Origin of the sequence: Sphaerospermopsis aphanizomenoides BCCUSP55, assembly GCF_001586785.1 — a bacterium.
GTDB classification, from domain to species: domain Bacteria; phylum Cyanobacteriota; class Cyanobacteriia; order Cyanobacteriales; family Nostocaceae; genus Sphaerospermopsis_A; species Sphaerospermopsis_A aphanizomenoides_A.
Map to the genome: position 1 here is coordinate 25,529 of NZ_LUFH02000038.1, position 25,204 is coordinate 50,732.

Annotated in this window: 22 protein-coding genes; 7 read left to right on the forward strand and 15 right to left on the reverse strand. The window is 40.3% G+C overall.

Going from position 1 to position 25,204, the window contains the following annotated elements:
- The first annotated feature begins 7 nt into the window (after positions 1-7).
- Entirely contained in the window at positions 8-739 is a 732-nt protein-coding gene (locus tag A0J48_RS11620; protein ID WP_200323219.1) for a hypothetical protein, read from the forward strand.
- Between the two features lie 62 nt (positions 740-801).
- Here A0J48_RS11620 and A0J48_RS11625 read toward each other — a convergent pair whose 3' ends face one another.
- From A0J48_RS11625 to A0J48_RS11640, 4 genes are all read right to left on the reverse strand, one after another.
- Positions 802-1,434, reverse strand: a complete 633-nt coding sequence (locus tag A0J48_RS11625) for a hypothetical protein (RefSeq protein WP_200323221.1) — start codon at positions 1,432-1,434, stop codon at positions 802-804.
- A gap of 77 nt (positions 1,435-1,511) precedes the next feature.
- On the reverse strand, positions 1,512-1,850 hold the full coding sequence (locus tag A0J48_RS11630; protein ID WP_200323223.1) for a XisI protein: 339 nt from the start codon (positions 1,848-1,850) through the stop codon (positions 1,512-1,514).
- 28 nt (positions 1,851-1,878) lie between these two features.
- Complete coding sequence (locus A0J48_RS11635; RefSeq protein ID WP_200323225.1) at positions 1,879-2,175, reverse strand: type II toxin-antitoxin system RelE/ParE family toxin; 297 nt, start codon at positions 2,173-2,175, stop codon at positions 1,879-1,881.
- Entirely contained in the window at positions 2,172-2,402 is a 231-nt protein-coding gene (locus tag A0J48_RS11640) for an addiction module protein (protein WP_200323227.1), read from the reverse strand. The genes A0J48_RS11635 and A0J48_RS11640 overlap by 4 nt, the downstream gene beginning before the upstream one ends.
- 186 nt (positions 2,403-2,588) lie before the next feature.
- Between A0J48_RS11640 and bioU the strand changes: the two genes are divergently transcribed.
- Positions 2,589-3,584, forward strand: coding sequence for a (S)-8-amino-7-oxononanoate synthase BioU (bioU, locus tag A0J48_RS11645; protein WP_200323229.1), 996 nt, complete (start codon positions 2,589-2,591; stop codon positions 3,582-3,584).
- A 95-nt stretch (positions 3,585-3,679) separates the two neighbouring features.
- Here the strand turns inward: bioU and A0J48_RS11650 are convergent, their stop codons facing one another.
- From A0J48_RS11650 to A0J48_RS11665, 4 genes are all read right to left on the reverse strand, one after another.
- Positions 3,680-4,228, reverse strand: coding sequence for a hypothetical protein (locus A0J48_RS11650; RefSeq protein ID WP_200323231.1), 549 nt, complete (start codon positions 4,226-4,228; stop codon positions 3,680-3,682).
- Positions 4,229-4,486: 258 nt separating this feature from the next.
- Positions 4,487-5,710, reverse strand: a complete 1,224-nt coding sequence (locus A0J48_RS11655) for a type II secretion system F family protein (protein WP_200323233.1) — start codon at positions 5,708-5,710, stop codon at positions 4,487-4,489.
- A 94-nt stretch (positions 5,711-5,804) separates the two neighbouring features.
- Positions 5,805-6,929: a type IV pilus twitching motility protein PilT gene (locus A0J48_RS11660; protein ID WP_200323235.1), complete on the reverse strand. Its 1,125-nt coding sequence runs from the start codon at positions 6,927-6,929 to the stop codon at positions 5,805-5,807.
- A gap of 141 nt (positions 6,930-7,070) precedes the next feature.
- Positions 7,071-9,083 carry a GspE/PulE family protein gene (locus A0J48_RS11665; RefSeq protein WP_200323237.1) on the reverse strand — a complete coding sequence of 671 codons (2,013 nt, stop codon included), beginning with the start codon at positions 9,081-9,083 and terminating at the stop codon, positions 7,071-7,073.
- 513 nt (positions 9,084-9,596) lie between these two features.
- Here A0J48_RS11665 and grpE point away from each other — a divergent pair.
- From grpE to rsgA, 5 genes are all read left to right on the forward strand, one after another.
- Positions 9,597-10,340 (forward strand): nucleotide exchange factor GrpE, encoded by a 744-nt coding sequence (gene grpE / locus A0J48_RS11670; RefSeq protein WP_200323239.1) that lies wholly within the window; start codon positions 9,597-9,599, stop codon positions 10,338-10,340.
- A gap of 613 nt (positions 10,341-10,953) precedes the next feature.
- On the forward strand, positions 10,954-12,939 hold the full coding sequence (gene dnaK / locus A0J48_RS11675; RefSeq protein WP_200323241.1) for a molecular chaperone DnaK: 1,986 nt from the start codon (positions 10,954-10,956) through the stop codon (positions 12,937-12,939).
- A 410-nt stretch (positions 12,940-13,349) separates the two neighbouring features.
- Positions 13,350-14,483 (forward strand): molecular chaperone DnaJ, encoded by a 1,134-nt coding sequence (gene dnaJ / locus A0J48_RS11680; RefSeq protein WP_200323243.1) that lies wholly within the window; start codon positions 13,350-13,352, stop codon positions 14,481-14,483.
- Positions 14,483-14,740, forward strand: a complete 258-nt coding sequence (locus tag A0J48_RS11685) for a sulfurtransferase TusA family protein (protein WP_200323245.1) — start codon at positions 14,483-14,485, stop codon at positions 14,738-14,740. Before dnaJ ends, A0J48_RS11685 begins: the two co-directional genes overlap by 1 nt.
- Complete coding sequence (rsgA, locus tag A0J48_RS11690) at positions 14,737-15,870, forward strand: small ribosomal subunit biogenesis GTPase RsgA (protein WP_200323247.1); 1,134 nt, start codon at positions 14,737-14,739, stop codon at positions 15,868-15,870. Before A0J48_RS11685 ends, rsgA begins: the two co-directional genes overlap by 4 nt.
- Before the next feature lie 49 nt (positions 15,871-15,919).
- Here rsgA and A0J48_RS11695 read toward each other — a convergent pair whose 3' ends face one another.
- The 7 genes from A0J48_RS11695 to A0J48_RS11725 all read right to left on the reverse strand — a co-directional run bounded on the left by A0J48_RS11695 (position 15,920) and on the right by A0J48_RS11725 (position 25,040).
- Positions 15,920-16,669 (reverse strand): carbonic anhydrase, encoded by a 750-nt coding sequence (locus A0J48_RS11695; protein WP_200323249.1) that lies wholly within the window; start codon positions 16,667-16,669, stop codon positions 15,920-15,922.
- A 176-nt stretch (positions 16,670-16,845) separates the two neighbouring features.
- Entirely contained in the window at positions 16,846-19,881 is a 3,036-nt protein-coding gene (locus A0J48_RS11700; protein WP_200323251.1) for a PAS domain S-box protein, read from the reverse strand.
- Between the two features lie 812 nt (positions 19,882-20,693).
- Positions 20,694-21,419, reverse strand: a complete 726-nt coding sequence (locus tag A0J48_RS11705) for an ABC transporter ATP-binding protein (RefSeq protein ID WP_200323253.1) — start codon at positions 21,417-21,419, stop codon at positions 20,694-20,696.
- Positions 21,420-21,545: 126 nt separating this feature from the next.
- Positions 21,546-21,773: an indolepyruvate ferredoxin oxidoreductase subunit alpha gene (locus A0J48_RS11710; protein WP_200323254.1), complete on the reverse strand. Its 228-nt coding sequence runs from the start codon at positions 21,771-21,773 to the stop codon at positions 21,546-21,548.
- A gap of 64 nt (positions 21,774-21,837) precedes the next feature.
- A complete protein-coding gene (locus tag A0J48_RS11715; protein WP_200323256.1) occupies positions 21,838-23,049 on the reverse strand; it encodes an ATP phosphoribosyltransferase regulatory subunit in 1,212 nt (403 codons plus the stop codon).
- Entirely contained in the window at positions 23,049-23,990 is a 942-nt protein-coding gene (locus A0J48_RS11720) for a J domain-containing protein (protein WP_200323258.1), read from the reverse strand. Before A0J48_RS11720 ends, A0J48_RS11715 begins: the two co-directional genes overlap by 1 nt.
- A 240-nt stretch (positions 23,991-24,230) precedes the next feature.
- Positions 24,231-25,040 carry an inositol monophosphatase family protein gene (locus A0J48_RS11725; protein ID WP_200323259.1) on the reverse strand — a complete coding sequence of 270 codons (810 nt, stop codon included), beginning with the start codon at positions 25,038-25,040 and terminating at the stop codon, positions 24,231-24,233.
- Between the last annotated feature and the right edge of the window lie 164 nt (positions 25,041-25,204).

Genomic DNA, 25,204 nt, shown 5'->3' on the forward strand with positions numbered 1-25,204 from the left:
TGGAATTATGGATAGTATTTTGATTGAACATACCAATCCCGACATATATTTTAGTCTTGCTAACGAGAATTTAGTAAATGCTCAAACCCTTTATAGAGAAATCCTGGAATCTGGTCGAGTTGTTCCAATGGGAGATGATCGGTATATTCTAGGGGATGGTAATCCTGAAACATCATCTTGGTTGAATTTGAATCTCTTGCAGTTAAAGAAGTTTGTCATACCATCAATAATTTTTTCAGCTTTAACTGCTGAAGCCTTTATTAATTACTACGCTATTTCTAAAGGAATGTCTATGAAAAAAATAAAAGGATTTATGGCAGAGTCTTATGAAATAGAGCGAAGGGCTCGTGATGAAATACAGGAACAATATCAATTACCCTATGAACAAAGGACAACTATTAAGAAATGGATTGACAGAAAAGAAGGAGTTCTGATACGTGATACAGTAGTAAAGTGGATAGAAATTCCTTTAGAATATACAGGAAAATATATTCCTTCTGGTTTAGATGGAAATCGAATTTATGACCTTAATAAACTTTTTGACTTACGAAATAAATTAGTTCATCATAAAGCAAAAATTTTCAAACCCGACCGAAATGATTTTGATTTAGAAGAAGCAGAAGATAATAATTATGTCACATTATTAGAAGCACAAGGGGCTGTTGATGTAGTAAGAAAAGCTGTCAAATCTCTTCAACAAATTGATAATGATATTGACTTAAACTGGTTAGATTGCTAAATAAAATGGAGCATATTTTTTGCTTTTATGTAATAATCCAATCCAAAAATAAAATTTTTAGTTTATCCATTAAAAGATTTTAACAACTTAAATTGCTCCATACCAAAATACAAATAATTAGAGTCAGCTTCAAACAAATGGCAACTATCAGAACTGAATTTATATTCAAAGCTTATATCTTGTGAAGGAGCAAATGATTTTAATATAAGAGGAAGTTCTTTGCAATTAAACAGAGGAATATGAATATGTAAAATATTACTCTCAACTGTGTACCATTCCCACAACCACAAAATAGATGGACTTCCAAATTTTGTTTCAATTCCTGCTTTACTAAGATTGCATTTTAGCTTAACAATCGAGGACTGATTATTATCAGAGAACTTAAACCACATTGATTTACCGTACAAATCGGTAATATCTTTATATGCGTCTCTTACAACTCCGATAGGTATATCAGGGGTAACTGTTAAACCATTAGGATAAATTACAGTTGCTTGGAAACCTGGGTATGTGGGACGAAATCGAGTTTCCAGCCATTTTGATACAGGCATTTGCCTATTTGCGGCACGACTGAAAGGATACTCACAAGAACGACTATCCGTAGATTTTCCATAATGTAATGGTTTACCAGAAACTAAAACCTCGAATCTTTCAACATATCTTATTCGTTCAGTAATTTCTAGATGTACTCGCATTAGATTAAAAAAATATTTTTACATACAAAAATAACAATTCTAAAACTTTATTATACTCTAAGTTAACGAAGTTTTACCTAAAAAACAGCAAACTCCGTATATTTCCTAACTTCAGGCGCTTTAAACCCTAAAATAATATGTGATTTTGGTATTCCCGCAGCCACCAAATCATTAGCCACCCCTTCCTCAGTTCCATCATGTTGAATCCAAACCTTACCATCAATTAAATCAAAATGTAATAAACATCCATAAATCCGATAACCATTTTCCCAACCGATTTCTACTAATAAATAATGATCATTTTTTTCATCTAACACTATTTCCACCTTCACTTGTTCATCATTACCAAAAAAATCTGCATATTCTTCAAGAACATTTTTAATAATCTGACGATATTGATTAGTTAAGGAATCCATAGAACAATAAGCTATTTCAGCTTAACAGCTACTTTCTTCTACTCCAATAAAATGGTTTACGCTTATGATGCGCTACAGCTAAAATGCGAATTTCTTCCTCTTCCAAAACACGATATAAAAGAGAATAGGGAAATTTTGGTATCACTAAACGCCGAATAGAACCCCGAACCTTTACACCTATTTCTGGATAATACATTAAACAATTTACAGCCTGTTCTACCGCTTCTAAATATTCTAAACCTAGATCAGTTCTTTGCTCCTCATAATAATTGATAGCTTCAGTTAATTCTTGTTCTGCTAAGGGATGAAATATAACATTTATCATTGTAAATAAGTACGCAATTTACTAAACACTTCTTGAGAGGAAACACCAACAATTTTACCACTACTAATATCCTCATCCCTCAATTCTGCCTCTTGTATCCATTCCTCAGCAACTTGCTGATCAATTTCTTCCACTTGTCCTAAATGTTCAATTAAACGAGCTACTAATAATGCTAGAGTATCCTTTGGTAAAGCTAAAACTTCAGCCTCTAATTGTTCAATAGTCATAAATTACCAAATCTCCCTATAGTACACTAATTGTAATCAATCATTCCCCATTATCACTATATTCTAAATCAAGGTATCTTCTTTGCTCCTTCCCGTCTACCCTACGGGATCTCCTGACGGAGATTGCGCGAAACTTTAATCAAAATAAAGCATAATTAACCATTAACCATACAGAGAAAAAACACAATGAACAAACAACCCATCCGCATCGGAGTCCTTGGTTTTGGTGGACTCGGCCAAGCAGCAGCAAAACTCCTCTCCAGCAAACGAGAAATGATCCTCGTAGCCGCCGCAGATCAAAAAGGCTACGCATACTCCACAGAAGGCTTAAACACCGACGCTTGCATTTCCACCTACCAAAAACAAGGAACAGTCGGTTATTTAGAACCCTTTGGTACACTCAGCAACAACAGCATTCAAGACCTAATTCAAGCCACAGGTGACGCTGTAGATGGTTATTTCCTGGCTTTACCTAACCTTCCTAACGACTTTATCCCCAACGTCACCAAACAATTTATCCAAGCTGGTTGGAAAGGTGTATTAGTTGATGCCATCAAACGCACCAGTGCAGTAGAACAACTGTTAGCGATGAAAGACGAACTGCAAGCAGCAGGTATTACCTACATGACCGGTTGTGGTGCAACCCCTGGACTATTAACCGCCGCCGCCGCTTTAGCTGCTCAAAGTTACGCAGAAATTCACAGTGTAGTTATTACCTTTGGTGTAGGTATTGCTAACTGGGAAGCTTACCGCGCCACAGTTCGGGAAGATATCGGCCATATGCCTGGTTATAGTGTAGAAGTTGCTAGGGCAATGACTGATGCAGAAGTAGAAGCATTATTAGATAAAACCAACGGTGTGCTGACCTTAGAAAACATGGAACACGCCGATGATGTGATGTTAGAAATAGCCGGAATTTGTTCACGGGATAGAGTAACCGTTGGTGGTGTAGTTGATACCCGCAACCCCAAAAAACCTTTAAGTACAAATGTGAAAATTACCGGTCGTACTTTTGAAGGTAAAATTTCTACTCACACCTTTACATTAGGTGATGAAACCAGCATGGCCGCCAACGTTTGTGGTCCAGCTTTTGGTTATTTAAAAGCTGGTCAAGAATTACATCAACGGGGTATTTGTGGCTTATTTACTGCCGCAGAAATTATGCCCAAATTTGTAAAATAGGGAATAGGTAATTGGTAATTGGTAATTGGTAATTGATAATAATACTCTCTTGCCTTTTGCCTTTTGCCTTCTTACTGTTCCCTGTTCCCTGTTCCCTATTCCCTAATATAAGATTCTTGATATTCTTCTTCTTCCAAAGTTGCAGATGTTTGAATGACAAAAGGTAATTCCGCACCAATTAAACCCCGTTGGATACGTTCTGATGTTTGATTGAAAATTACAAACAAAGGATAAATACTATTTGCACCTTCACTTAAAATATGACTGTGACGGGGGTGCATAATCCACTCGTATTCTTTATCTAACCAAACTTGACTTTGTCTCCATCTTCCCAATAAGTCAGAAAAGTCTTCATGGGGACGATGAATGAATAGTAATATCTCTACACCTGTTTTGATTTTCCATTCCGGATCACACATGATCATGGCAATATCACTGGGTAAAGCTATCGTTTGTGAAGTTTTAGCTTCAAGATCACGAATCCGAACAATGGGTAAAGGAATAGTAATCACACTTTCCGATGGACGACGGAGACTGGGTATCATCTCCAAATAAGGACGATGTTGTTTGAGTAGTGCGATCGCTGCTAAATGATTGCTATATTCAGCTAAACTACCTTCATAAAGAGATTTTTGTACAGACATAATATCAATTCAAAATTCAAAATTCAAAATTCAAAATAGATTCTTTTTCTATTAATCTATAGCCGTAGACAGAGTAGTTAGGACATGATTTTATCATGAAAGTCTTATTAATAGGGTTTTGCTTCTGACTCCTGACTCCTGACTGCTGCTTTAGAATCTAACAAGTGTTATATTCAGCCTTTTTATAGGCTTAACATAACACCTGTCCCAAGACATCTAATAACTTTTACCTGGAAAATTTTGCTTTTCTGCACAGTATCAACCGAACTTTTCAAATACCTTGAACATCGGTAAATACATTGCCAGCAAAATTGTACCCACCATCCCCCCAAGAACCACAATCATTAATGGTTCTAAAACACTAGTTAAAGATTTAACTGCCTGTTCTACTTCATCTTCATAGAAATCAGCAACTTTCATCAACATTCCGTCCAATTCCCCAGTTTCTTCCCCAATCATCATCATCTGAATAGCCATAGCAGGGAATACTTGGTTTCTGTTCAAAGCTGCACTAATCATTCCTCCCTCTTGAACTTCTCGACGAGCTGCATCTATAGCGTTAGCAATCACTTGATTTCCTGATGTATCCCGTACAATTTCCAAACAAGTGATAATAGGTACGCCAGAACGAGTTAAAGAACCAAAGGTACGGCTAAATCTTGCCACGGAAGATTTTTGGATTAAATCACCAAATAGGGGAACTTTCAGAGAAAGGCGATCAATAGTTTCTTTGCCTACACGGGTTTTGTAATACTGTTTATAGGCAATGCTGGCAGCTATAAAGGCAGCAATAATCACCAAAGACCAATAACTTCGTAATATTTCACTACAAGTCATTAGAAATTGTGTGAGAGCAGGTAATTCTGTACCTATGTCTTTGAATATCTTGGCAAAAATAGGAATCAGAAAAACAGTCATCCCCACAAAGATAGCCGTTGCTAAAAAACCTACTACCAATGGATAAGACATGGCGGATTTAATTTGGTTCTGCAACCGAGCCATATCTTCTAATAGTTTGGCTAGACGATTTAAGACTTCATCCAGTACACCACCTATTTCCCCAGCTTGCACCATACTCACATACAAACCATCAAAACAATCAGGATGCTTACGCATCGCATCAGAAAGGTTAATTCCGGTTTGTACATCATTGCTAATCTCTGTCAGTGCTGCTTTCAGTTTAGGATTGCTGCACTGCTCAGACAACACCCCCAAACCTCTGACAATTGCCACACCAGCATTCACCAAAGCAGCAAACTGACGGGAAAAAACGGCTTTGTCTTTTACAGAAACCTTCACTAGGGAAGTCTGGAATTTTTTTAAATCAAAGCGTGACGATAAACTTTGAGATTCTTTCAGGTCTTGAACTATCAAACCCTTATCTCTGAGATTAGTCCGAGCATCGGTTAAAGAATCAGCTTCAAATTTTTGAGTTCGGGATCTTCCTTGGGAATCCCGAACACGGGCAAGGTAGGTTGGCATAATATTAATTCAAAATTCCAAATTTGTAATTCAAAATTTGTAATTCGTAATTCATAATTTATAGTTGGTAATTACGAATTACGAATTAAAACATCTATCGAGCTTTAGCAGCAGTACCAGGTTTTGCTGCTGCCTGGGGTGGTGGTGCTGAACCAATGAGACGCTGCACTTCATCTGGCTTAGAGGTCTTCGACATGGCAGCTTCAAAAGAGATAGTTCCAGCCTTGTATAAATCGGCTAAAACTTTCTCTAAAGTTTGCATCCCTACTTTACCTCCAGTTTGAATAGCTGAGTAAATTTGGGCTGTTTTTCCTTCCCGAATTAGGTTAGAAATAGCCGGTGTGACAATCATAATCTCTTGAGCCATTACCCGACCATATTCACCAGGTTTGGGATTTTTCTTGGGTACTAAAGTTTGGCTAAATACTGCGACTAAAGAGTTTGATAATTGTACCCGTACTTGAGTTTGTCGTTCCGAGGGGAAAACGTCAATGATCCGGTCAACAGTTTGAGCAGCAGAACTGGTGTGTAGTGTACCAAATACTAAGTGACCTGTTTCTGCGGCGGAAATTGCCAAAGCAATTGTTTCCAAATCCCGCATTTCCCCCACCAGCACGATATCTGGATCTTCCCGCAAAGCAGCTTTTAGGGCATTAGCAAAACTCTTGGTGTCTTCACCTAATTGACGTTGGTGAACCAGACTTTTAATCGGTTCATAAACAAATTCCACAGGATCTTCAACTGTTAAAATATGTTCTGCCCTAGTGCGGTTAATTAAGTCAATCATTGCCGCTAGGGTAGTTGTTTTACCTGAACCGGTCGGACCTGTCACCAGAATTAATCCTCTAGGCTTTTCAGACATTTCCCGGACTATATCTGGCAAACCTAATTTGTCAAAGTTAGGAATTTTAGAACTTAATGCTCGCAAACAAGCCGCATAAGACCCACGCTCTTTATAGACATTCACCCGAAAGCGAGCTAATCCTTTCACACCATAGGAACAATCTAATTCCCAGGTTTGTTCCAAGGTTTTGCGCTGGGTATTGTTGAGCATACTAAAGATCAATCTTTGGCATTCATCTGCGGTCAGCACATGATCACCAATAGGAGTCAAATGACCACTGACACGGAAGTAGGGAGGTAAACCTGCGGACAGGTGTAAATCCGAACCACCCATGTCAATCAACTGCTCCATCAAGTCTTCAATCATCATTTCCATAGTTGCTTCGCTCCAATTTAAAATGAGGGAATAGAGAAGAAAATTTTAGATTTTAGATTTTAGATTGAAGTGGCTAAAAACAATCCAAAATCCAAAATCCAAATCCAAAATAAACAACACCCCACACCCTCTTCTCTGTTGTTAATCTTGAAAACGAGGTGTCATACAGTAGGGACAATCTAGCCATTCTGGTTGTAATGTGGCATCACAAGTTTGACAAGTTAGACCACTCTTCCGTTTGGCCTTCAACTCAGCCTCCAAACCTGTATCAGTAAAGGTTACGCGCTCTACTTCTTCCAGGGTTGTAGCACCTTGACGTACTAGATCTAGACTGTAAGCGAGTAAAGTTTTCATACCCTCTTCTACAGCTACTTCTTTGATGCGTTCTGTGGGTGCTTCTTGGTTGATCAGAGTTTGTAGGTTTTCCGTAATCCTCATCACTTCATATACACCACAACGTCCTTTGTAGCCAATACCATTACAAGCTGGGCAAAGTTGATGTTTGGCTTTAACTTCAGCTATGGATTCTGGTGGTAAGGAGTTAGCTTTGTAAAAAGTAACTAATGTCTCTTTTGATGCTGATAGACCGTAGCGAGCCAGTTCATCAGCAGTGGGAGTGTAGGGAATTCGACATTGTGAACAGACTCTCCGCACTAAACGTTGTGCCAAAACACCAATTAGAGAACTGGAAACCATGAAGGGTTCAATACCCATTTCTCCTAAACGAGCGATCGCACCAGGAGCATCATTAGTGTGTAAGGTAGTTAATACCAAGTGACCTGTTAAAGCTGCCTCAATCGCTGTTTTTGCTGTTTCTTTATCCCGTGTTTCACCCACCAGCAACACATCAGGATCTTGACGTAAGAAAGCCCGCAATGCGGTGGAAAAATCCAACCCCTTTTCTCGAATTACCTGTACTTGAGTAATCCCTGGCAAACTATATTCAATCGGGTCTTCTACGGTACTAATGTTAATCCCTGGATCGTTCTTTTCCGCCAATGCCGAATACAACGAAGTCGTTTTACCAGAACCAGTCGGACCTGTGACTAAAATCAATCCGAAGGGCTTACTGACCATATCCTTGACTATATGCAAAGTTTCTGGATCAGTAATTAATTTATCTAGACCCAGTTGGGTAGAAGAGTTATCCAAAATCCGCAGACATACCTTTTCCCCATAACGACTGGGTAAGGTATTGACCCGAAAGTCTACTTTCCGTCCTTCAAATAAGCGGCGAATTCTTCCATCTTGCGGTAAACGTCTTTCTGCAATATCTAGATTGGAAATGATTTTAAATCGTGCTGTCACCGCCGGAATAATTTTTTTAGGTAGAGGATCAAAAGCCTGACGCAACACTCCATCTTTACGGAAGCGAATGCGTAAGTTTTCCTCTTGTGGTTCGATATGGATATCCGAAACCTTATCTTGCAAAGCTTTAAACAGAATTCTGTTGACGAGGTTAATAATGGGTGCATCTTCAGCCCCCTTCATGGCTGCGCCTAAGTCAGCCTCCATATCGTCAGCAACTTCTTCTGTGTCCAGCTTTTCTAGATTTTCTAAATCTTGACCAATATCTGTAAATTTTTGTTGTTCGATTTCCTTTTGTCGAACAGCAAACTCATCTAAATATTTATTGATCAGCTGTTGGTAATCTTCTTGAGTAATTACCATCCGCTGTAAAGACAAATTTTTGTTACGCAAAATGCGGTTGAGGTCGTCAGAAGCCTCTAAATTATCCGGTTCAACCATTGCCACCAATACATAAGGCGGGTTGTGGTCTTCCCGTTTTGATAAAGGTACTAGACGATGACGACGACATATATCCACTGGAATCAGACTGTCAATCAATTGCCCCACCATCAAATTCCCAATTTGATTGATTTCTGGATCTAGTGACTCAACGCCATATAGTATTTTTAGTTCAAATAAATGTTGTTTCTTGTATTCCCTGATAAATTCCGGTGATAGTTGTTGCCCAGTGATTGACTCTAGGACATCGGTCAACATCTTGCCAGATTTCCGGCTCTCAATTAGTGCCTGTTTCATCTGATCAGTGTTGACATAGCCAGATTGCACTAGCTTATTGCCAAAGGGCGAAAACTGTGTTCTTGTAGTTAGCGCGGTGCTAGGCCGTTGTGGTGACGAGTAAGTCATAAGCAATCTCGTAGGGAAACCTCTTGTTTAAGTATTCCCACACTCTAGTCAATTATTCTCATTTAGAGTGTATTAAATTTAAGTTTAAAGTCTTTCTTCTTAAAAATTTTTATTTCAGTACATTTCAGGGGTATAAGGGTGTAGAGGGGCAGGACTCAACACTCATCACTCAGCACTCAACTGCCTGTTCGGTTTCCCGTCTACGCTAACCTGTTCACAATTTGTCACAATAGGTAGACCGCAAGGCTAAAATCTCAAATCTACTGACTACCGAATTTTATATATTAGATTTTGTAGATTTTGTCTTCTCGATCCAAAATCTTTAATCTAGTACAAAGCAACGTCAGTTTCAACTATGGAATAAATTCAAGACCCCAATCAATTCGAGACCAAAACCCAAAACTCCCTCAACCAAGTCTCTGTCTTCAGACATGGACTAAATCTCAATTCAAAAATACTTAATCCACAATTGCTTGAGGCTCTGCCGTAAAAAGCATCTGGGATGAGTAGGCAATGATGGATGAAAATAAACAAGTAAACAACACCAACCAGCAATCGGGTGAACCAATAGAGGTAAAGCAAGCAATGAAGAGCGACTCCCCAGACGAAATGAACTCTCAAGAATCAGGCAGCGAGGTGACTGAGGAAATGACAGCCCATAATGTACCGCAAGAACCTGAACTCACAGAAGAAAATGGTGTCGCTGCGGCAGAAACAACAGAAGTAGATACAGCTGCTTTGGCTAATTTGACTCAGCAACTTGAGTCCCTGAAACTCCAATTGGAAGACCGTAGCAATCAATATATGCGTATTGCTGCGGATTTCGAGAATTATCGCAAACGCACCTCCAAAGAAAAGGAAGATATGGAGGTGCAAATCAAGCGAAATACAATTATGGAATTGTTGCCTGTTGTTGATAATTTTGAACGGGCGCGGGCGCATCTCAAACCGCAAACGGAAGGCGAGATGACAATTCACAAAAGTTATCAAGGCGTTTATAAACAATTGGTAGATTGTTTAAAACGTTTAGGTGTCTCACCAATGCGTCCAGAAGGTCAAGAATTTGATCCTAACTTGCATGAAGCCGTAATGCGAGAACCTACGGATGAACATCCAGAAGGGACAGTGTTGGAAGAGTTAGTACGCGGTTATTACTTAGGCGAGCGCGTTCTGCGCCATGCAATGGTGAAAGTAGCCGCTCCTAAAGAAGATACACCCACACCACAGGAAGATGATTCGAGTCAGGAACCCAGTTAACTGAGCAAGTTACAGGGAATAGGGAAGAAAGCAGAGGAGCAGGGGAGAAATTTTTGCCTTTTGCCATCTGCCTTCTGTTTTCTTGCACTAGCAACATGGAGTACATAATTCTTACAGATATTCTCTGACAGTTCACAGAAGCTATATAATCATAGCGGTTGTGGACAAGTTCAAGGCCGTAATTTAAATGCTGCTGTCGATTTAAGAGATACTCCGATAGCTTGGCGTAATTCATACCATCAAGTGAATGCGTCCAGCACAAAATTTATGTATGTGGATAAGAAGATGAGTCACCAAAAGGGTGTAGGGAAGACAGGGTGGGACGGAGCTTGAACTCCCAAGGACGATCGCGTTCTGAAAAGACGGGTCGCCTGGAAGCGCCACACCCCACACCCCACACCCCGCCCCAACGGGGCTTGGACAGTGTGTTATGGTATCCAAAGTTGTAGCCGCTGGTGTCTTGATCTCCTTGGTAGAAGCACCTAAGCAAACAACAAAATGTACCAGTTGTTTAGCTCTCGTCTTATACCTGACCTTGAACTTCCAACCCTGAGCCAAAAACGATAGTCCGCGAAAAATCACGGTAAAAGCACTCAATAAAAATACTGTCAGTATGGGAAAAGTTATTGGGATAGACTTAGGCACTACCAACAGTTGTGTTGCTGTTGTGGAAGGTGGTCAACCACTAGTGATTGCCAATTCCGAAGGAGGACGCACGACTCCTAGTATTGTCGGATTTGGCAAAAGTGGCGATCTACTGGTTGGTCAGTTAGCCAAGCGGCAATCCATCACTAATGCCGAAAACACAATCTACAGTATAAAAAGATTTATCGGTCGCCGTTGGGAAGATACTGCCACGGAACGCTCTCGTGTACCCTATAACTGTGTCAAAGGTAGAGATGATACCGTTGATGTGCAGATTCGCGGACGTAATTACACACCCCAAGAAATATCCGCGATGATCCTGCAAAAACTCAAACAAGAGGCGGAAAACTTTTTGGGTGAAGAAGTCACTCAGGCAGTAATCACCGTACCAGCCTATTTTACAGATGCCCAAAGACAAGCAACTAAAGATGCTGGGACAATTGCTGGTTTGGAAGTTATGAGGATCATTAACGAACCAACAGCGGCAGCTTTAGCCTTTGGTTTAGACAAGCAAGACCAAGAGCAACTAATTTTAGTATTTGACCTGGGTGGAGGAACTTTTGATGTTTCCATCTTGCAACTGGGAGATGGAGTTTTTGAAGTGAAAGCCACTGGTGGTAATAATCAACTGGGTGGAGATGACTTTGACAATTGCGTTGTCCTCTGGATGGTAGAGCAATTTAAGGAACAGGAGAATGTTGACATTGCCAAAGATAAAATGGCGCTACAACGCTTGCGGGAAGCAGCGGAAAAGGCAAAAATTGAACTTTCTAGCATGGCCAACACTTCAATTAACTTGCCGTTTATCACCGCTGATGAAACAGGCCCCAAGCATCTAGAAATGGAACTGAGCCGTTCCAAATTTGAAGAACTGACAGCACATTTAATAGCTGCTACCATTGAACCAATGAGTCAGGCACTCAAAGACGCAGACCTGAAACCAAAAGACATTGATAAAATTATCTTAGTTGGTGGTTCTACCCGTATTCCCGCAGTTCAAAATGCGGTGATCAAATTCTATAATGGCAAAACTCCTGATCGGTCTGTAAACCCTGATGAAGCTGTTGCACTGGGAGCCGCCATTCAAGCCGGAGTCTTGGGTGGGGAAGTTGATACTTTATTACTCTTAGATGTGACTCCTTTGTCTTTGGGACTGGAAACTCTGGGAGAAGTATTTACTAAAATTATTGAACGTAACACCACAATTCCCACTAGCAAATCCCAAGTCTTTTCTACAGCAGTTGATGGCCAAAATTCTGTAGAAATTCATGTTCTTCAGGGAGAAAGAGCTTTAGCAAGAGATAATAAAAGTCTTGGTAAATTTCTTTTAGCTGGAATTCCTCCCGCTCCTCGTGGTGTACCACAAATTGAAGTGGCTTTTGATATTGATGTCAACGGTATCCTGAAAGTTTCTGCTCAAGATAAGGGGACAGGTAGAGAGCAGAGTATTCGCATCACTAATACAGGCGGTTTAAGTCAAGCTGAAGTTGAGCGGATGCGACAACAAGCGGAATTATATGCAGAAGAAGACAGAAAACGTAAAGAACTGATTGAACTCAAAAACCAAGCAGATAACTTGTTGTTAAGTTACGAATCTACGTTAAAGGATAATAGCGATTTTATTGGTGAAGAAATGAAAGAGTTAGCCAATGAAAAAGCTACGCAACTCCGAGTAGTCATGAAAGATCCTAATATCTCCGCCATCGTCTTTAAGCCGATCTTAGAGGAATTCCAACAAACTCTATTTGCTATTGGTGCAGATGTTTACAAACGCGCCAGTAGTCAACAAGTAGATGTTATACCGGAAGAGAACCAGGAAGATGAAGATGTGTCTGATTTTTCTGTAACTTTAGTGGAAGAAAGTTCTGCGACTGAGACATCAATCCCTCAACAATTCAACTTCGATTTTGATGAGGATAGTACAGCTTCGGCTGATTATGAAGCGATAGATTAGGAGGGAAGGGGTCATCTGCCCCTTCATCGGTGACAGGTAACAAACTCCTGAAAATGGTTTTATATGCCAAGGTTTGCTAGATTGTAGAGGCGAACTTTATTAAACTCAATGCTTCCATACTACAGAGGCGAATAAACGTCTATGGTTGGTTTTCCACACCTAATAGTACGGGTAGTACCAGTGGTTAAGAAGCTAGGATTTTTTCTTCTAAGTAGCACAATTGTAAAAGAGTGATATAACTCGTTGGAATATTTTACGTAAAGTAGTCCCGACAGCTTTTAGTCTAGGGATAGGGGGTGTTGTAGTTCGCCCTGTTGGGGTTATTCCCGGCAAACAAAGGGCATGAGATATTTGTCTATGCTTTTTGCAACTATTTCTGCTTTCTTACTTCTAACTTTTACCCTTGCTCTATGGCCCGCGACTATTATGAAATTCTAGGTGTCTCTCGTGACACCGACAAAGAAGAAATTAAACAGGCTTATCGCCGTCTAGCCCGGAAATATCACCCAGATGTGAACAAAGAACCGGGTGCTGAAGAACGATTTAAGGAAATTAACCGCGCTTACGAAGTATTGTCTGAGCCAGAAACTCGTGAGCGTTATAACCGTTTTGGAGAAGCCGGGGTATCTGGTGCTGCTGCTAGTGGCTTCCAAGATATGGGCGATATGGGAGGTTTTGCCGATATCTTTGAAAGTATTTTCAGTGGCTTTGCTGGTGGCATGGGTGGACCTGCCCAGCAGCAAAGACGGCGTAGTGGACCTGTGCGGGGTGATGACCTACGCCTAGACCTGAAGTTAGATTTTCGGGAAGCGGTATTTGGTGGCGAAAAAGAAATTCGTATTTCTCATCTAGAAACTTGCGAAGTATGTAGTGGTTCTGGTGCTAAACCAGGAACTCGTCCCCGCACTTGTGCTACTTGTAGCGGTTCTGGTCAGGTACGGCGTGTGACTAGAACACCTTTTGGCAGTTTTACCCAAGTTTCTACTTGTCCAACCTGTAATGGTACAGGTTCGGTGGTTGAGGATAAGTGTGATGCTTGTGATGGGAAAGGCGCAAATCAAGTCACGAAAAAGCTGAAAATTACTATTCCGGCTGGGGTAGATAATGGCACACGCTTACGCATCTCTCAAGAAGGTGATGCTGGTCAACGTGGTGGTCCTGCTGGAGATTTATATGTTTACTTATTTGTCAATGAGGACGAAGAATTTCAGCGCGATGGAATTAATGTTCTCTCAGAAATCAAAATTAGTTACCTACAAGCGATTTTAGGTTGTCGTTTGGAGGTGAATACTGTTGATGGCCCTGTGGAGTTGATTATTCCCCCTGGAACTCAGCCCAATACAGTCATGAAGTTGGAAAATCGTGGTGTACCCCGTTTGGGTAATCCCGTGAGTCGGGGCGACCATATGCTGACGGTATTAATTGATATTCCCAATAAGATTACACCGGAGGAAAGACAACTGTTAGAGCAACTGGCTAAAATCAAGGGAGACAGAACTGGTAAAGGTGGTCTAGAAGGATTTTTGGGAAGTTTGTTTAAGTGATGAGTACATCCTCTATATCAACTCCTGATGCTCAACTGGACTTGCGTGGCACTCCTTGTCCAATTAATTTTGTGCGGACAAAGCTGCGTTTGGAACAAATGCCAATGGGAAGTTTGCTCGAAGTCTGGTTAGATGCGGGAGAACCCATTGAGCAAGTTCCTGATAGCTTGACAATGGCAGGTTATCAGGTGGAAAAAATTACAGATTGCGCTGACTATTTTTCTCTGTTTGTACGCCGTCCTGTAACTGACGCATGAAAGAGGATACAGTTTCTACTACTGGGCAGTTATTGGGTACAGTGTTAGCTGTACAGGCTAATTTTTATCGTGTCCAACTAGATGGGGAAGAGGAAAGGGAGCAGGGAGCAGGGAGCAAGGGGGAAAATTCTTCTTCTCTGTCACCTGTTCCCTGTCACCTGTCACCTATTCTCCTCTGTACTCGCAGAACTCGGTTGAAGAAAATTGGCCAACAGGTGATGGTTGGCGATCGCGTGATTGTGGAAGAACCTGATTGGAGTGGGGGAAGAGGAGCAATTGCGGAAGTTTTACCCAGACAAAGTGAGTTAGACAGACCGGCGATCGCTAATGTGAACCAAATTTTGCTGGTGTTTGCGGTTGCTGATCCACCTTTAGAACCTTTTCAGTTGAGTAGATTTTTAATCAAGGCTGAGTCTACCGGCTTAGATGTACTGTTGTGTCTGAATAAATGTGATTTGATTTCCTCAGAAGAACAGAACTCAATTAGCGATCGCTTGTTTCAATGGGGATATCAACCAATTTTTATTAGTGTCCAAAATCAAATCAATATTCATCAAGTTGATGAATATTTAAATAATAAAATTACAGTGATTGCAGGTCCTTCTGGTGTGGGAAAATCCAGTTTAATTAATATGCTGATTCCCGATGCTAATCTGCGCGTAGGGGAGGTTTCTGGTAAATTAGCCCGTGGTCGTCATACCACCCGTCATGTAGAATTATTTGAAATGCCCGGTGGTGGTTTATTGGCTGATACTCCAGGTTTTAACCAGCCTGATTTAAATTGTAGTCCAGAGGAATTAATATACTATTTTCCTGAAGCCAGACAAAAGTTAGATGTTGCTAGTTGTCGGTTTAGTGATTGCTTGCATCGAGATGAGCCAAATTGTGCTGTGGGTGATGATTGGGAAAGGTATGAGCATTATTTAGAATTTTTAAATGATGCGATCGCTTATCAAACTTTCTTAAAACAACAAACTGACCCAGAATCAACATTAAAATTAAAAACCAAAAGTAAAGGAGAAAATCAATACGAACCAAAATTAGAAAGTAAGAAATATCGCCGTGTTTCTCGTCGTCTACAGGTACAAAATTTACAGGATTTGTATACAGAAAGCGAAGATGAAAATTAGGGTAATTGTTGCGTGAAAATAAAAAATGCCTCACGCAAAGGCACAAAAATCAGTCGGATAAGCTTCCATTTAAGAATTGAACTTTTCCTGTATCAATATCATAAAAAGCACTAACAATTTTTAATCTATCATCGCGGGTCAATCTTTCTAAAACTGGGGAATTTCTCTGCAATTGCTCTGTCTGATATTTAATGTTATTAATTACAGCATCTTTATTACTGTCAACATCATTTGTTATTGGTTGATTTTGAGCTAAGGCTGGTTTAATACTGTCAACAACCGAGTTGATTCTACCAGGAAATTGTTCATTTTTAATAGCTTCTTGAACTGCACCACATCTTTTGTGACCTAAAATAACTATTAGCTGTGTACCTAAAGCAGCAGCAGCATATTCTAAACTACCAATAGTTGCATCACTGGCAATATTACCAGCTACACGCACAACAAATAAATCTCCCAGTCCTTGGTCAAAAACTATTTCTGGTGGTACGCGGGAATCTGCACATCCTAATATTGCTGCATAAGGATACTGTGTTTTAGCAACAGATTGTAAGCGTCTTTTTGATTGGTTAGGATATTGCCGATTTTGGTTGTAAAATCTTCTATTTCCTTCTACTAATCTTCTTTGGGCTTCATTTGCACTAACTGGATTAGGATTAGGATTATTTTCAGGAATAGTGATTGCTTCTCGGTTAGTAATCATGCCATTACAGGCAGTAATACCACCAATACTTAAGGTAGTTAAACCTGCAACTTTTAAGAAGTTACGACGACCTATAAACCCGTTCATTCTACTCATAAGTCTACCTGACAACTTCTACATGATTTTCAGGAAGATATCAGGTTTAACAATGATATGAGAGTACCTGATTACACTGTTTAACGGTGATTTAATCTTTTGCCTATCTTATAAACTTTTAAATCTGTCACCTGTCACCTGTCACCTGTCACCTGTCACCTGTCACCTGTCACCTGTCACCTGTCACCTGCTGTAGCAATTAACGATGATAGAGTATTTAGTAATTCATTGGCTGTGTAAGCTTTTGGTAAAAATGTCATTGCACCAGCAGCAAGAACTTTATCTTTATTAGTGGGTAAACCGCTGGTAGCAATAATCTTGACTTGAGGATTAATGGCTCGCAAAGTACGGATAGCAGTTAATCCATCCATGTTAGGCATGATAATATTCATCAAAACTAAACTAATATCTTGTTGGTACTCAGCATAAAGAGCGATCGCTTCAATTCCATCATTAGCAATCAGAATTTTGTAATTATAATTTTCTAATGCTATCTTGGTAGTTTGTTGCACCATTTCTTCGTCATCTACAAGCAAAATCAATTCCCCATGACCTTGAGGTAATTCTTCCTCACCTCTTGGCTCAATTAATGAGCCTTCTGCTATTGGTAAATACACAGAAAATTTAGTACCTTTGCCAACTTCGCTTTGTACACTGACAAAGCCACCGTAGCTCTTAATAATGCCTAAAACTGTTGATAGCCCCAGTCCTGTACCTTGACCAATCTCTTTGGTGGTAAAAAATGGCTCAAAGATGTATTCCAACTTGTCTTGGGGAATTCCTATCCCTGTATCTGAGACAGTAATCACAACGTAGTTACCTGCATGAGCATTAAGGTGCATCTGAGCATAAATTTCGTCAATAAACTGATTTTCAGCCGCAATTTTCAAAATCCCACCATTGGGCATTGCATCACGAGCATTAACTACTAAGTTCATTAAAACTTGTTCTATTTGGGTGCTATCTGCTTTCACCAACCATAAAGTATTCCTGGGAATGTCAGTTTGAATCTCAATCAACTTGGGAAATGTTTGGTTGATAACTTGCACTATTGCATTGAGTAAATGTTCAGGCTGTAGGAGAGTAAGTTTTCCTTCCGTACCACGAGCAAAGATGAGAATTTGTTTAACTAAGTTAGCTCCGCGCTTTGAACTATTTTCCAGTGTTTTAAATAATTCTTGCGTGCGTGCATCAACATTTTTGAATTTTAAAGGCAGTAATTGAGCCAGCATGACAATAGGAGTAAAAACATTATTCAAGTCATGAGCAATGCCACTAGCTAAAGTTCCTAAGCTCTCCAAGCGTTGGGCGCGGTAAAATTGTTGTTCTAATTGTTTCTTCTCTGTGATGTCGCTATTGACCACTAGAATAGATTGGGGTTTTCCAGATTCATCCCATACCAGTGTCCAGCGACTGGCAACAATGATTTTTTTACCTGTTTTGGTAATTTGCTCTAACTCTCCATACCAAGCACCTGTTTCGATAGTAGCCTTTAAACCTGCTTCCAGTTGCTGTAAAGATTCTCTGTAGAAAAGTTCATGCGCTTTTTTACCTAGAGTTTCTTCTGATGTCCAACCGTACAAGCGTTCAGCACCTTGACTCCAGAACAAAATGCGGTTTTCTAAATCACGAACAAAAATCGCATCGGTAGCAATATCAATCAAAGCCGCTTGTTCCTGAATTTTCTTTTCTGCCTGTTTGCGCTCGGTAATGTCAGTAGAAATACCGCATACGGCATAGGGCTTACCAAAAGCATCACACAAAGGAAACTTGACACTAAAGAAAGTATAAACTTGATCGTCAAAGGTGATTATTTCTTCAAATTCAGAAGGTATGAGAGTATCAAGAACCCTTTTATCGTTCCTCACCAAGTTATCAGCTATGTTGGCGGGAAAAAGATCATAATTAGTTTTATTTTTAGCTTGCTCTCGTGTGAGGTGAGTGTATCTTTCAAATTGGGAGTTGACTATAATGTGACGACCCTGGGTATCTTTCACATAGATAGCGGACGGACAATTATCTAAAATTGCCTGTAAACGTTGCTCGCTTGCTTGTAAATTTTCCTCTGCTTGTTTGCGAGCAGTAATATCTGTCACCATTCCTAAAGCACCAAAATATTGACCGTGATCGTCAAAAATTGGACTGGCTGAAACAATTGCCCACATTTGGGTGCCATCTCGATGACGAAACTTGAAATCGTGTTGTTCTTTAATTCCTTGTTTGCGTCTGGCCAAAAGCTGGGTGGCTAATGCTTGCTGTTCTTGAGCCATAAATTCCAGAAAGGATTTTCCCAGCATTTCATCAACTGCATAGCCCAGCATTCTTGCCATTTGTTCATTGACAAAGCTTGTCTTCCCTTCTTCATCTATCAACCAAACACCTTCTGTGGCAGTGTCCAGAATACGACAACACTCAGCTTCACTTTGGCGCAACAATTCTTCTGTTTGCTTGCGCTGGGTGATATCCATATTCACCCCTATCATCCGCACTGGCTGATTACTATCATCGTATAAAACCTTGCCCTTGCAAGCTGACCAACCCACTGTACCATCGGGTTTAATGAACCGGAATTCTAGTTCATAGGGTGTATGCTGGTGAATAGACCGCATAACTGACTGATTTAGGAATTCTCGGTCTTCAGGATGGACAAAATTGAGAAAAGTTTCATACCTCCCGTCAAACATCTCGGAGGTGAGACCAAATAAAGAATACAGATGATCTGACCAAATCACCTGATTAGTCTTGATATTCCAGTCCCAAATGGCAGCATCACCAGCCAAGAGAGCAAGTTGCAACCGTTCTTCACTTTCTTTGAGTCTTTCCTCTTGCTGTTTGCGTTCAGTAATATCCCTAATCACAGCCAGCCAGCCAATATTAGTACCATGTTCATCTTTAATACTGCTGACTGATGATTCAACATGGATAACTTCTCCAGTGGTTTTAATATGAAGATTCTCACCTTGCCATTCACCTGTGGTTGCCAAGGAATTGAATGCAGTTTGCTCTTCTTCTGGTTTGAGCCATTGATACTGGTAACATTCTTGTAACTTACGACCCAATACCTCTTGTGCCTTTAATCCATATAGCCGCTCTGCTGCTTGATTCCAATATGTGATGTGTTGTTCAAGATCAACAGCGATTACTGCATCACTGACCTGAGCAAGAATACCAAGGTGAAAAGAAATTTCTGCTTGAGTCTTTTGATTTTGCATATATCTTTAAAGACATTGATTCTTATCCCTTTTCTGTCACTCTCGAAAAAAAAATCATCGAAACCAGATCAGGACTTACGCACAGAATCTGTCGTCAGGGCTGGGTGTAGGGGTGTAGGGGTGTAGGGGTTTTCCTCTCCTCGACCTTAATCTTTCCATCACTTTATCCCTTTGTCCAAACCCTTCATTTTTTGTTTTTCTGCGTAAATCCTACAGATTTTGTAGCTTTCATTTCTAACAGTAAATAAAATTCATAGCCAATATGTGAAAACTAAAGTCCAGAAAATTTTCCATATCGTGTCCGGTTAAACACTTATCATTCAGGCAGCAAGGAGTAGGGAAGCAGATTTGGCTGTTTTTTTACAGATGTAGCAAATCATATTGCATTAGGCAACTATGCTGTTAGGCAATGTATTTTACCAAGCAAACAGAATAGAGTTATGGTATGTATTATTAATTTTATCCGATGTTGTTCAGATAGTATTGTTTTAAATAGTCTAGTTTGTTTATTTACAAAGGTAGCTATAGTATATACTAAATAAGTAATACAATTTAATTCATACCTAATGCGTGCTGTATATATAAATGCAGTGTCATATCAAAGTATTCTGATCCAATAAGAATTAATATGTTAAAACGTCTGTCACGTAAATTATATCATATCAAGCTTGTCGATTAAAGTTTTAACATGTAAAGGGATTAATAAATAAATAACTATATAATAAATATACAATCGCTGTCATGGCAGGCAAGCAGAGAGGCGAATAACCGTAAATTCAAAATTCAAAACGCTTAGGTGAAACAAAAAATCTTTAATGTCTTCCTGCACCTAAATATAATTCTCCCACCTTCGGATCATTCAATAATTGCCTACCAGGCCCAGACATTGCATCACGTCCAGATTCTAAAACATAACCTGTATCAGCCATTTCTAATGCTTTACGGGCATTTTGTTCTACTAAAACTATCGCAGTACCCGCTTGGTTAATTTGTTTAATTTGCTCAAACACCTGTGTCACCAAAATGGGAGATAAAGCCGCAGAAGGTTCATCTAATAATAATAAACTGGGTTCTAACATTAAAGCTTTACCCATTGCTAACATTTGACGTTCTCCACCAGATAGTGTACCAGCACGTTGACGACGGCGATCGCTCAATCTGGGAAACATGGTAAATATTTTATCTTTTAAAGGTTTGAGGGGAACATTCCTTACAAAAGCCCCCATTTCTAGATTTTCTTCTATGGTTAAAGATGGAAAAACGTTAGCTATTTGGGGAACATAGCACATTCCCTTCTGCACAATTTGATTTGATTTTAACCCGGCAATATTTTCTCCTTTGAAGGTAATAGTACCTGTGTGGGGTGTCAAAAGTCCAAAAATTGTTTTTGCTAAAGTAGATTTACCAGCACCGTTGGGACCGATTACAGTTACTAATTCTCCATCTGCAACTCGGAAATTTATTCCTTGCAAGATATCTACATCTTTAATATATCCAGCGTGGACATTTTCAACTTTTAATAAATAGTTATTAGTCATAAAAAATAGGGAATAGGGAATAGGGAATAGGGAATAGGGAATAGAAAAGAGGAAAAGGAGCAGGGAGCAGGGAGCAGGGAGCAAGGGGGAAAATACCTCCCCCCTGCTTCTTCTGTCACCTGTCACCTATTTTTCTATTTTCTGTAATTCAGGGTGTTCTGCTGGTAAGATTGCTCCTTCTACTGGACAAACTTGTAAACAGATGCCACAGTCAATACAGGTAGCAAAATCTATCCAGTACCAATCTGTTCCTTTGATGTTTTTGCCTGGTCCTTCATGGATGCAAGCTACAGGACAGGCACTTACGCAGTCAGCAACGCCTTCGCAAACTTCAGTTACAATTGTATGTGGCATTTTCTCGATCCCCTCTCTTTCATCAATCAGCAGTTTCTAGCGTAACAATTTGTAATATTACCTGTTAACGGACTGCTTCTATTATGGGAGAACCATCAGGTTTAATCCAGGCGATTTGGGTGATTGAGCGATCGCGTGCATAGTTCCGAATAGCTTCTGTATCCCTTCCCCCCAAGTCCATTTCTACTCGCACTAAATGAGTAGAATCTCGCAACTTTTGGGCGTAAGCAAAGGCCGCAGCATTAGCACTGTTGCTTTCTGGTACTACTAACCAGTTACTTGCGGGAGTAGTTTGCGGTAATTGCTGACTCGATGCTAAAAGTTGGTATAAATCATCAATACTTAATTCAAAGCCAATGCCAGGAATGTTTTCCGCTTGGGGATGATATAACCCTAAAAGCTGGTCATATCGACCACCACGTCCTAAGACCTGTGCTTGTCCGTCGGTATTACTAACTACTTCAAACACAATGCCTGTATAGTAGTCTATGGTTTGAATCAAACTCAAGTCCAGAATTAAGGAGAATTTACCTTCTGATTCTAGTAATTCGACTAGGGATTTGAGGTTATTTACCGCTGCTTGTTGATCTGCATCTAAATTTAAACTGCTGACCTTTGCCAAGACATCACCACTGTCACCGCGCAGATCTAACATGATTCTGGCACGTTCCCGTAGTTCATCACTCATGGGCAAAGTGTCTAAAGCAACTCGATCTAAATGAGCGATCGCACCCCGCACTTTACTTCTGATATTGCTTGGAAAAGCATCCAGTAGAAATTTAGTAATTCCGGCTTCACCAAGGATTAAATGCCATCCTTGCAAATCTAAAGCCTCTAAACAACTGGCTACCAGTAGCAGCACTTCCGCATTGGCCAGCAACCCATCTGATCCTAGCAACTCTACACCAGCTTGATAATACTCTTGCTGGCGATTATGGCGATTTTCCCAGTTACGACGGAATACATTAGCATTGTAGTACAGTCGTTGGGGATAGGTAGCCTCTGCCATGCGAGTAACTACAGTCCGGGCAATAGAGGCTGTGAGTTCTGGACGTAAACCCAGTTCTTCATCTTGACCATTTTGTAATTGAATTACCTTATGGCGTTGAATTGCTCCACCTGCCATGAGGGTATCCATTCTTTCCAAAGTTGAGGTGATAATCCTGTGATATCCCCAACGGTGAAAAACTTGCTGTAACCTTTCTTCAATCCAGCGTTTTTGAGCCACATCTAAGGGCAGTAGATCCCTAGCTCCCGCTGCTGGTTGATACACCATTATTTTTTCTTCCCACCAAACAGACCACCAAACAAACCACCATTTCCAGAAGAGTTATCTGGTTGTGGATCTTCGCTATCGGCAGATTTCTTCACTTGAGTAGTACCAGATTGAGTCCCTAAAACCTTATCAACTTTAGGTTTCCACTCCAAAGCTATGGGATCATGGGGATCTAATTTCAGTGCATTATCGAAGTGAATTCTGGCCATTTTTAGCTGATTTTGCCGCATATATAATATAGCCATTAAGCTATGGGCGCGACTGTTTTTCGGCTCAAGCTTCAAGGCATCTTGTAATTCTACTTTGGCTGGGACAAATTGGTTATTCTTAATTAGAGTTTGAGCGCGACGCAGGTATTGTTCCACCACGGAATCTTCTTTTGGTGGTGAGGGTGGTGGAGGTGGTGGAGGTGGTGCTGTAGTAGAGGTTGCAGCTTGAACAACTGGGGAAGTTGTCATGATTTTTCCTGCACGTCGCATCAAGTACACTAAATTTAATTCACTAATTTGGGCAATGAATTGGGGTACTTGTTTTAACTGATTAAATTGGGTTTCGGCGATTTTGGCGATCGCATTTTTGTACAACAAGTCAACGTTGGGAGCGATCGCTAATTGCTTGGCAGCCTCTGTACTCAGTTCTATTTGTGCTGACTCTTGTGCTAGACGTTTGCCTATTTGAGACAACACTAAAGTATATTCTGCTCGATTGCGTTCTACAGACAGTTTTTCATAAGCAGGATTCACCAACTTAGACAATAAGTCATTGGCTATATCTTTTTCTGGACTATTCGCAATAGCGGAACTATCTGGGTGCAAGCGTCTAGCAATCTTGAGATAGCGTTTACGCACTTCCTTTGCATCAGCATCAACTGGTACGCACAGAACTGCGTGATAATCTATGATTTCATATTTGAATAATCCACCATCTATTTTTAAAGACATATAGAAATCTTGCACCCAAGCAGCAATTTTTTATAGTGTAACTCGCCTGTATTATTTATCTACCAATTATCAATGGACAATTGATAATTGACAATTAGTTAATTAGGTTTAAAACCTCTCTTTTCCAGGAGCAAGAGCCAGAAAAACCCTCCCTGAATTTCAATCCTCCACCCTTGAGAAAGCAGTAATTTTTCATTGTCCATTGTTCATTGTCAATTGTTGAATGGCAGTTTTTCTTGCTTACCAGGCTGATAAAGGGGAGACTTGCATGAGTTTTTGACTGAGAGTGTCGTGAATATAGCTATTAGTAGCTAGGATTCTCCCAGATTCAATTTTTACATCAGTACCATCATAAGCTGTGACTTTGCCACCTGCTTCTTGTACCAAAATTATACCAGCTGCAACATCCCAAGGTGCAATTCCTCTTTCCCAATAACCATCAACACGGCCACAGGCAACATAAGCTAAATCTAAGGATGCTGAACCGCCACGTCTCACGCCTTGGGTAAGATGGGTCAGATGACAAAATTCTGCATAATTATTATCTTGAGTTTCTCGACGGTCATAAGCAAATCCTGTGGTTAACAGACTTTTACTCAACTCAACAGTTTGAGAAACCTTGATAGGTCTACGGTTGCGAGTTGCACCTAAGCCAGCAGCAGCCCGGAATAGTTCATTATGGAAAGGGTCATAAATTACACCAACTTGCGGTACACCTTGGATCAACAAACCAATAGAAACTGCAAAACAGGGATATTGATGGGCGTAGTTAGTTGTACCATCCAAAGGATCAATAGCCCAGAGGTATTCACTAGTTTGATCACCCAGTTTTCCTGACTCTTCTGCAAGAATGGAATGTTGGGGAAAATGGCGACGTAAAACGTCCAAAATGACTTTTTCGGAAGCCTGATCAGCAGCGGTAACTAAATCACCAGGTCTTCCTTTTTCGGTAATAGCATCTTCTACTTTACCCAGATAATCTTGCAAAACCATACCAGCAGCTAAAGCCGCTTCAGTAGCAATATCGAGAAAAATTTGTAAGTTGGTCATTGAAGAAGGAGTTCAGGAGTTCAGGAGTTTAGGAGTTTAGGAGTCAGGAGGCAGGAGTTCAGAAGTTCAGGAGTTCAGGAGGCAGGAGGCAGGAGGCAGAAGGCAGGAGGCAGAAGGCAGCAGGTAAATCTTTCTCCCCATCCCCTCATCTCCCCATCTCCCCA

Coding starts and splice junctions, on each gene's coding strand:
- rsgA (WP_200323247.1), top strand. CDS start 14,737: ATGAAAGAGGATACAGTTTCTACTACTGGGCAGTTATTGGGTACAGTG.
- A0J48_RS11660 (WP_200323235.1), bottom strand. CDS start 6,929: ATGGAAATGATGATTGAAGACTTGATGGAGCAGTTGATTGACATGGGT.
- A0J48_RS11630 (WP_200323223.1), bottom strand. CDS start 1,850: ATGGATTCCTTAACTAATCAATATCGTCAGATTATTAAAAATGTTCTT.
- A0J48_RS11705 (WP_200323253.1), bottom strand. CDS start 21,419: ATGACTAATAACTATTTATTAAAAGTTGAAAATGTCCACGCTGGATAT.
- A0J48_RS11640 (WP_200323227.1), bottom strand. CDS start 2,402: ATGACTATTGAACAATTAGAGGCTGAAGTTTTAGCTTTACCAAAGGAT.
- A0J48_RS11625 (WP_200323221.1), bottom strand. CDS start 1,434: ATGCGAGTACATCTAGAAATTACTGAACGAATAAGATATGTTGAAAGA.
- dnaJ (WP_200323243.1), top strand. CDS start 13,350: ATGGCCCGCGACTATTATGAAATTCTAGGTGTCTCTCGTGACACCGAC.
- A0J48_RS11710 (WP_200323254.1), bottom strand. CDS start 21,773: ATGCCACATACAATTGTAACTGAAGTTTGCGAAGGCGTTGCTGACTGC.
- A0J48_RS11620 (WP_200323219.1), top strand. CDS start 8: ATGGATAGTATTTTGATTGAACATACCAATCCCGACATATATTTTAGT.
- A0J48_RS11725 (WP_200323259.1), bottom strand. CDS start 25,040: ATGACCAACTTACAAATTTTTCTCGATATTGCTACTGAAGCGGCTTTA.
- A0J48_RS11695 (WP_200323249.1), bottom strand. CDS start 16,669: ATGAGTAGAATGAACGGGTTTATAGGTCGTCGTAACTTCTTAAAAGTT.
- A0J48_RS11665 (WP_200323237.1), bottom strand. CDS start 9,083: ATGACTTACTCGTCACCACAACGGCCTAGCACCGCGCTAACTACAAGA.
- A0J48_RS11685 (WP_200323245.1), top strand. CDS start 14,483: ATGAGTACATCCTCTATATCAACTCCTGATGCTCAACTGGACTTGCGT.
- bioU (WP_200323229.1), top strand. CDS start 2,589: ATGAACAAACAACCCATCCGCATCGGAGTCCTTGGTTTTGGTGGACTC.
- A0J48_RS11650 (WP_200323231.1), bottom strand. CDS start 4,228: ATGTCTGTACAAAAATCTCTTTATGAAGGTAGTTTAGCTGAATATAGC.
- A0J48_RS11700 (WP_200323251.1), bottom strand. CDS start 19,881: ATGCAAAATCAAAAGACTCAAGCAGAAATTTCTTTTCACCTTGGTATT.
- dnaK (WP_200323241.1), top strand. CDS start 10,954: ATGGGAAAAGTTATTGGGATAGACTTAGGCACTACCAACAGTTGTGTT.
- A0J48_RS11635 (WP_200323225.1), bottom strand. CDS start 2,175: ATGATAAATGTTATATTTCATCCCTTAGCAGAACAAGAATTAACTGAA.
- A0J48_RS11715 (WP_200323256.1), bottom strand. CDS start 23,049: ATGGTGTATCAACCAGCAGCGGGAGCTAGGGATCTACTGCCCTTAGAT.
- A0J48_RS11655 (WP_200323233.1), bottom strand. CDS start 5,710: ATGCCAACCTACCTTGCCCGTGTTCGGGATTCCCAAGGAAGATCCCGA.
- grpE (WP_200323239.1), top strand. CDS start 9,597: ATGATGGATGAAAATAAACAAGTAAACAACACCAACCAGCAATCGGGT.
- A0J48_RS11720 (WP_200323258.1), bottom strand. CDS start 23,990: ATGTCTTTAAAAATAGATGGTGGATTATTCAAATATGAAATCATAGAT.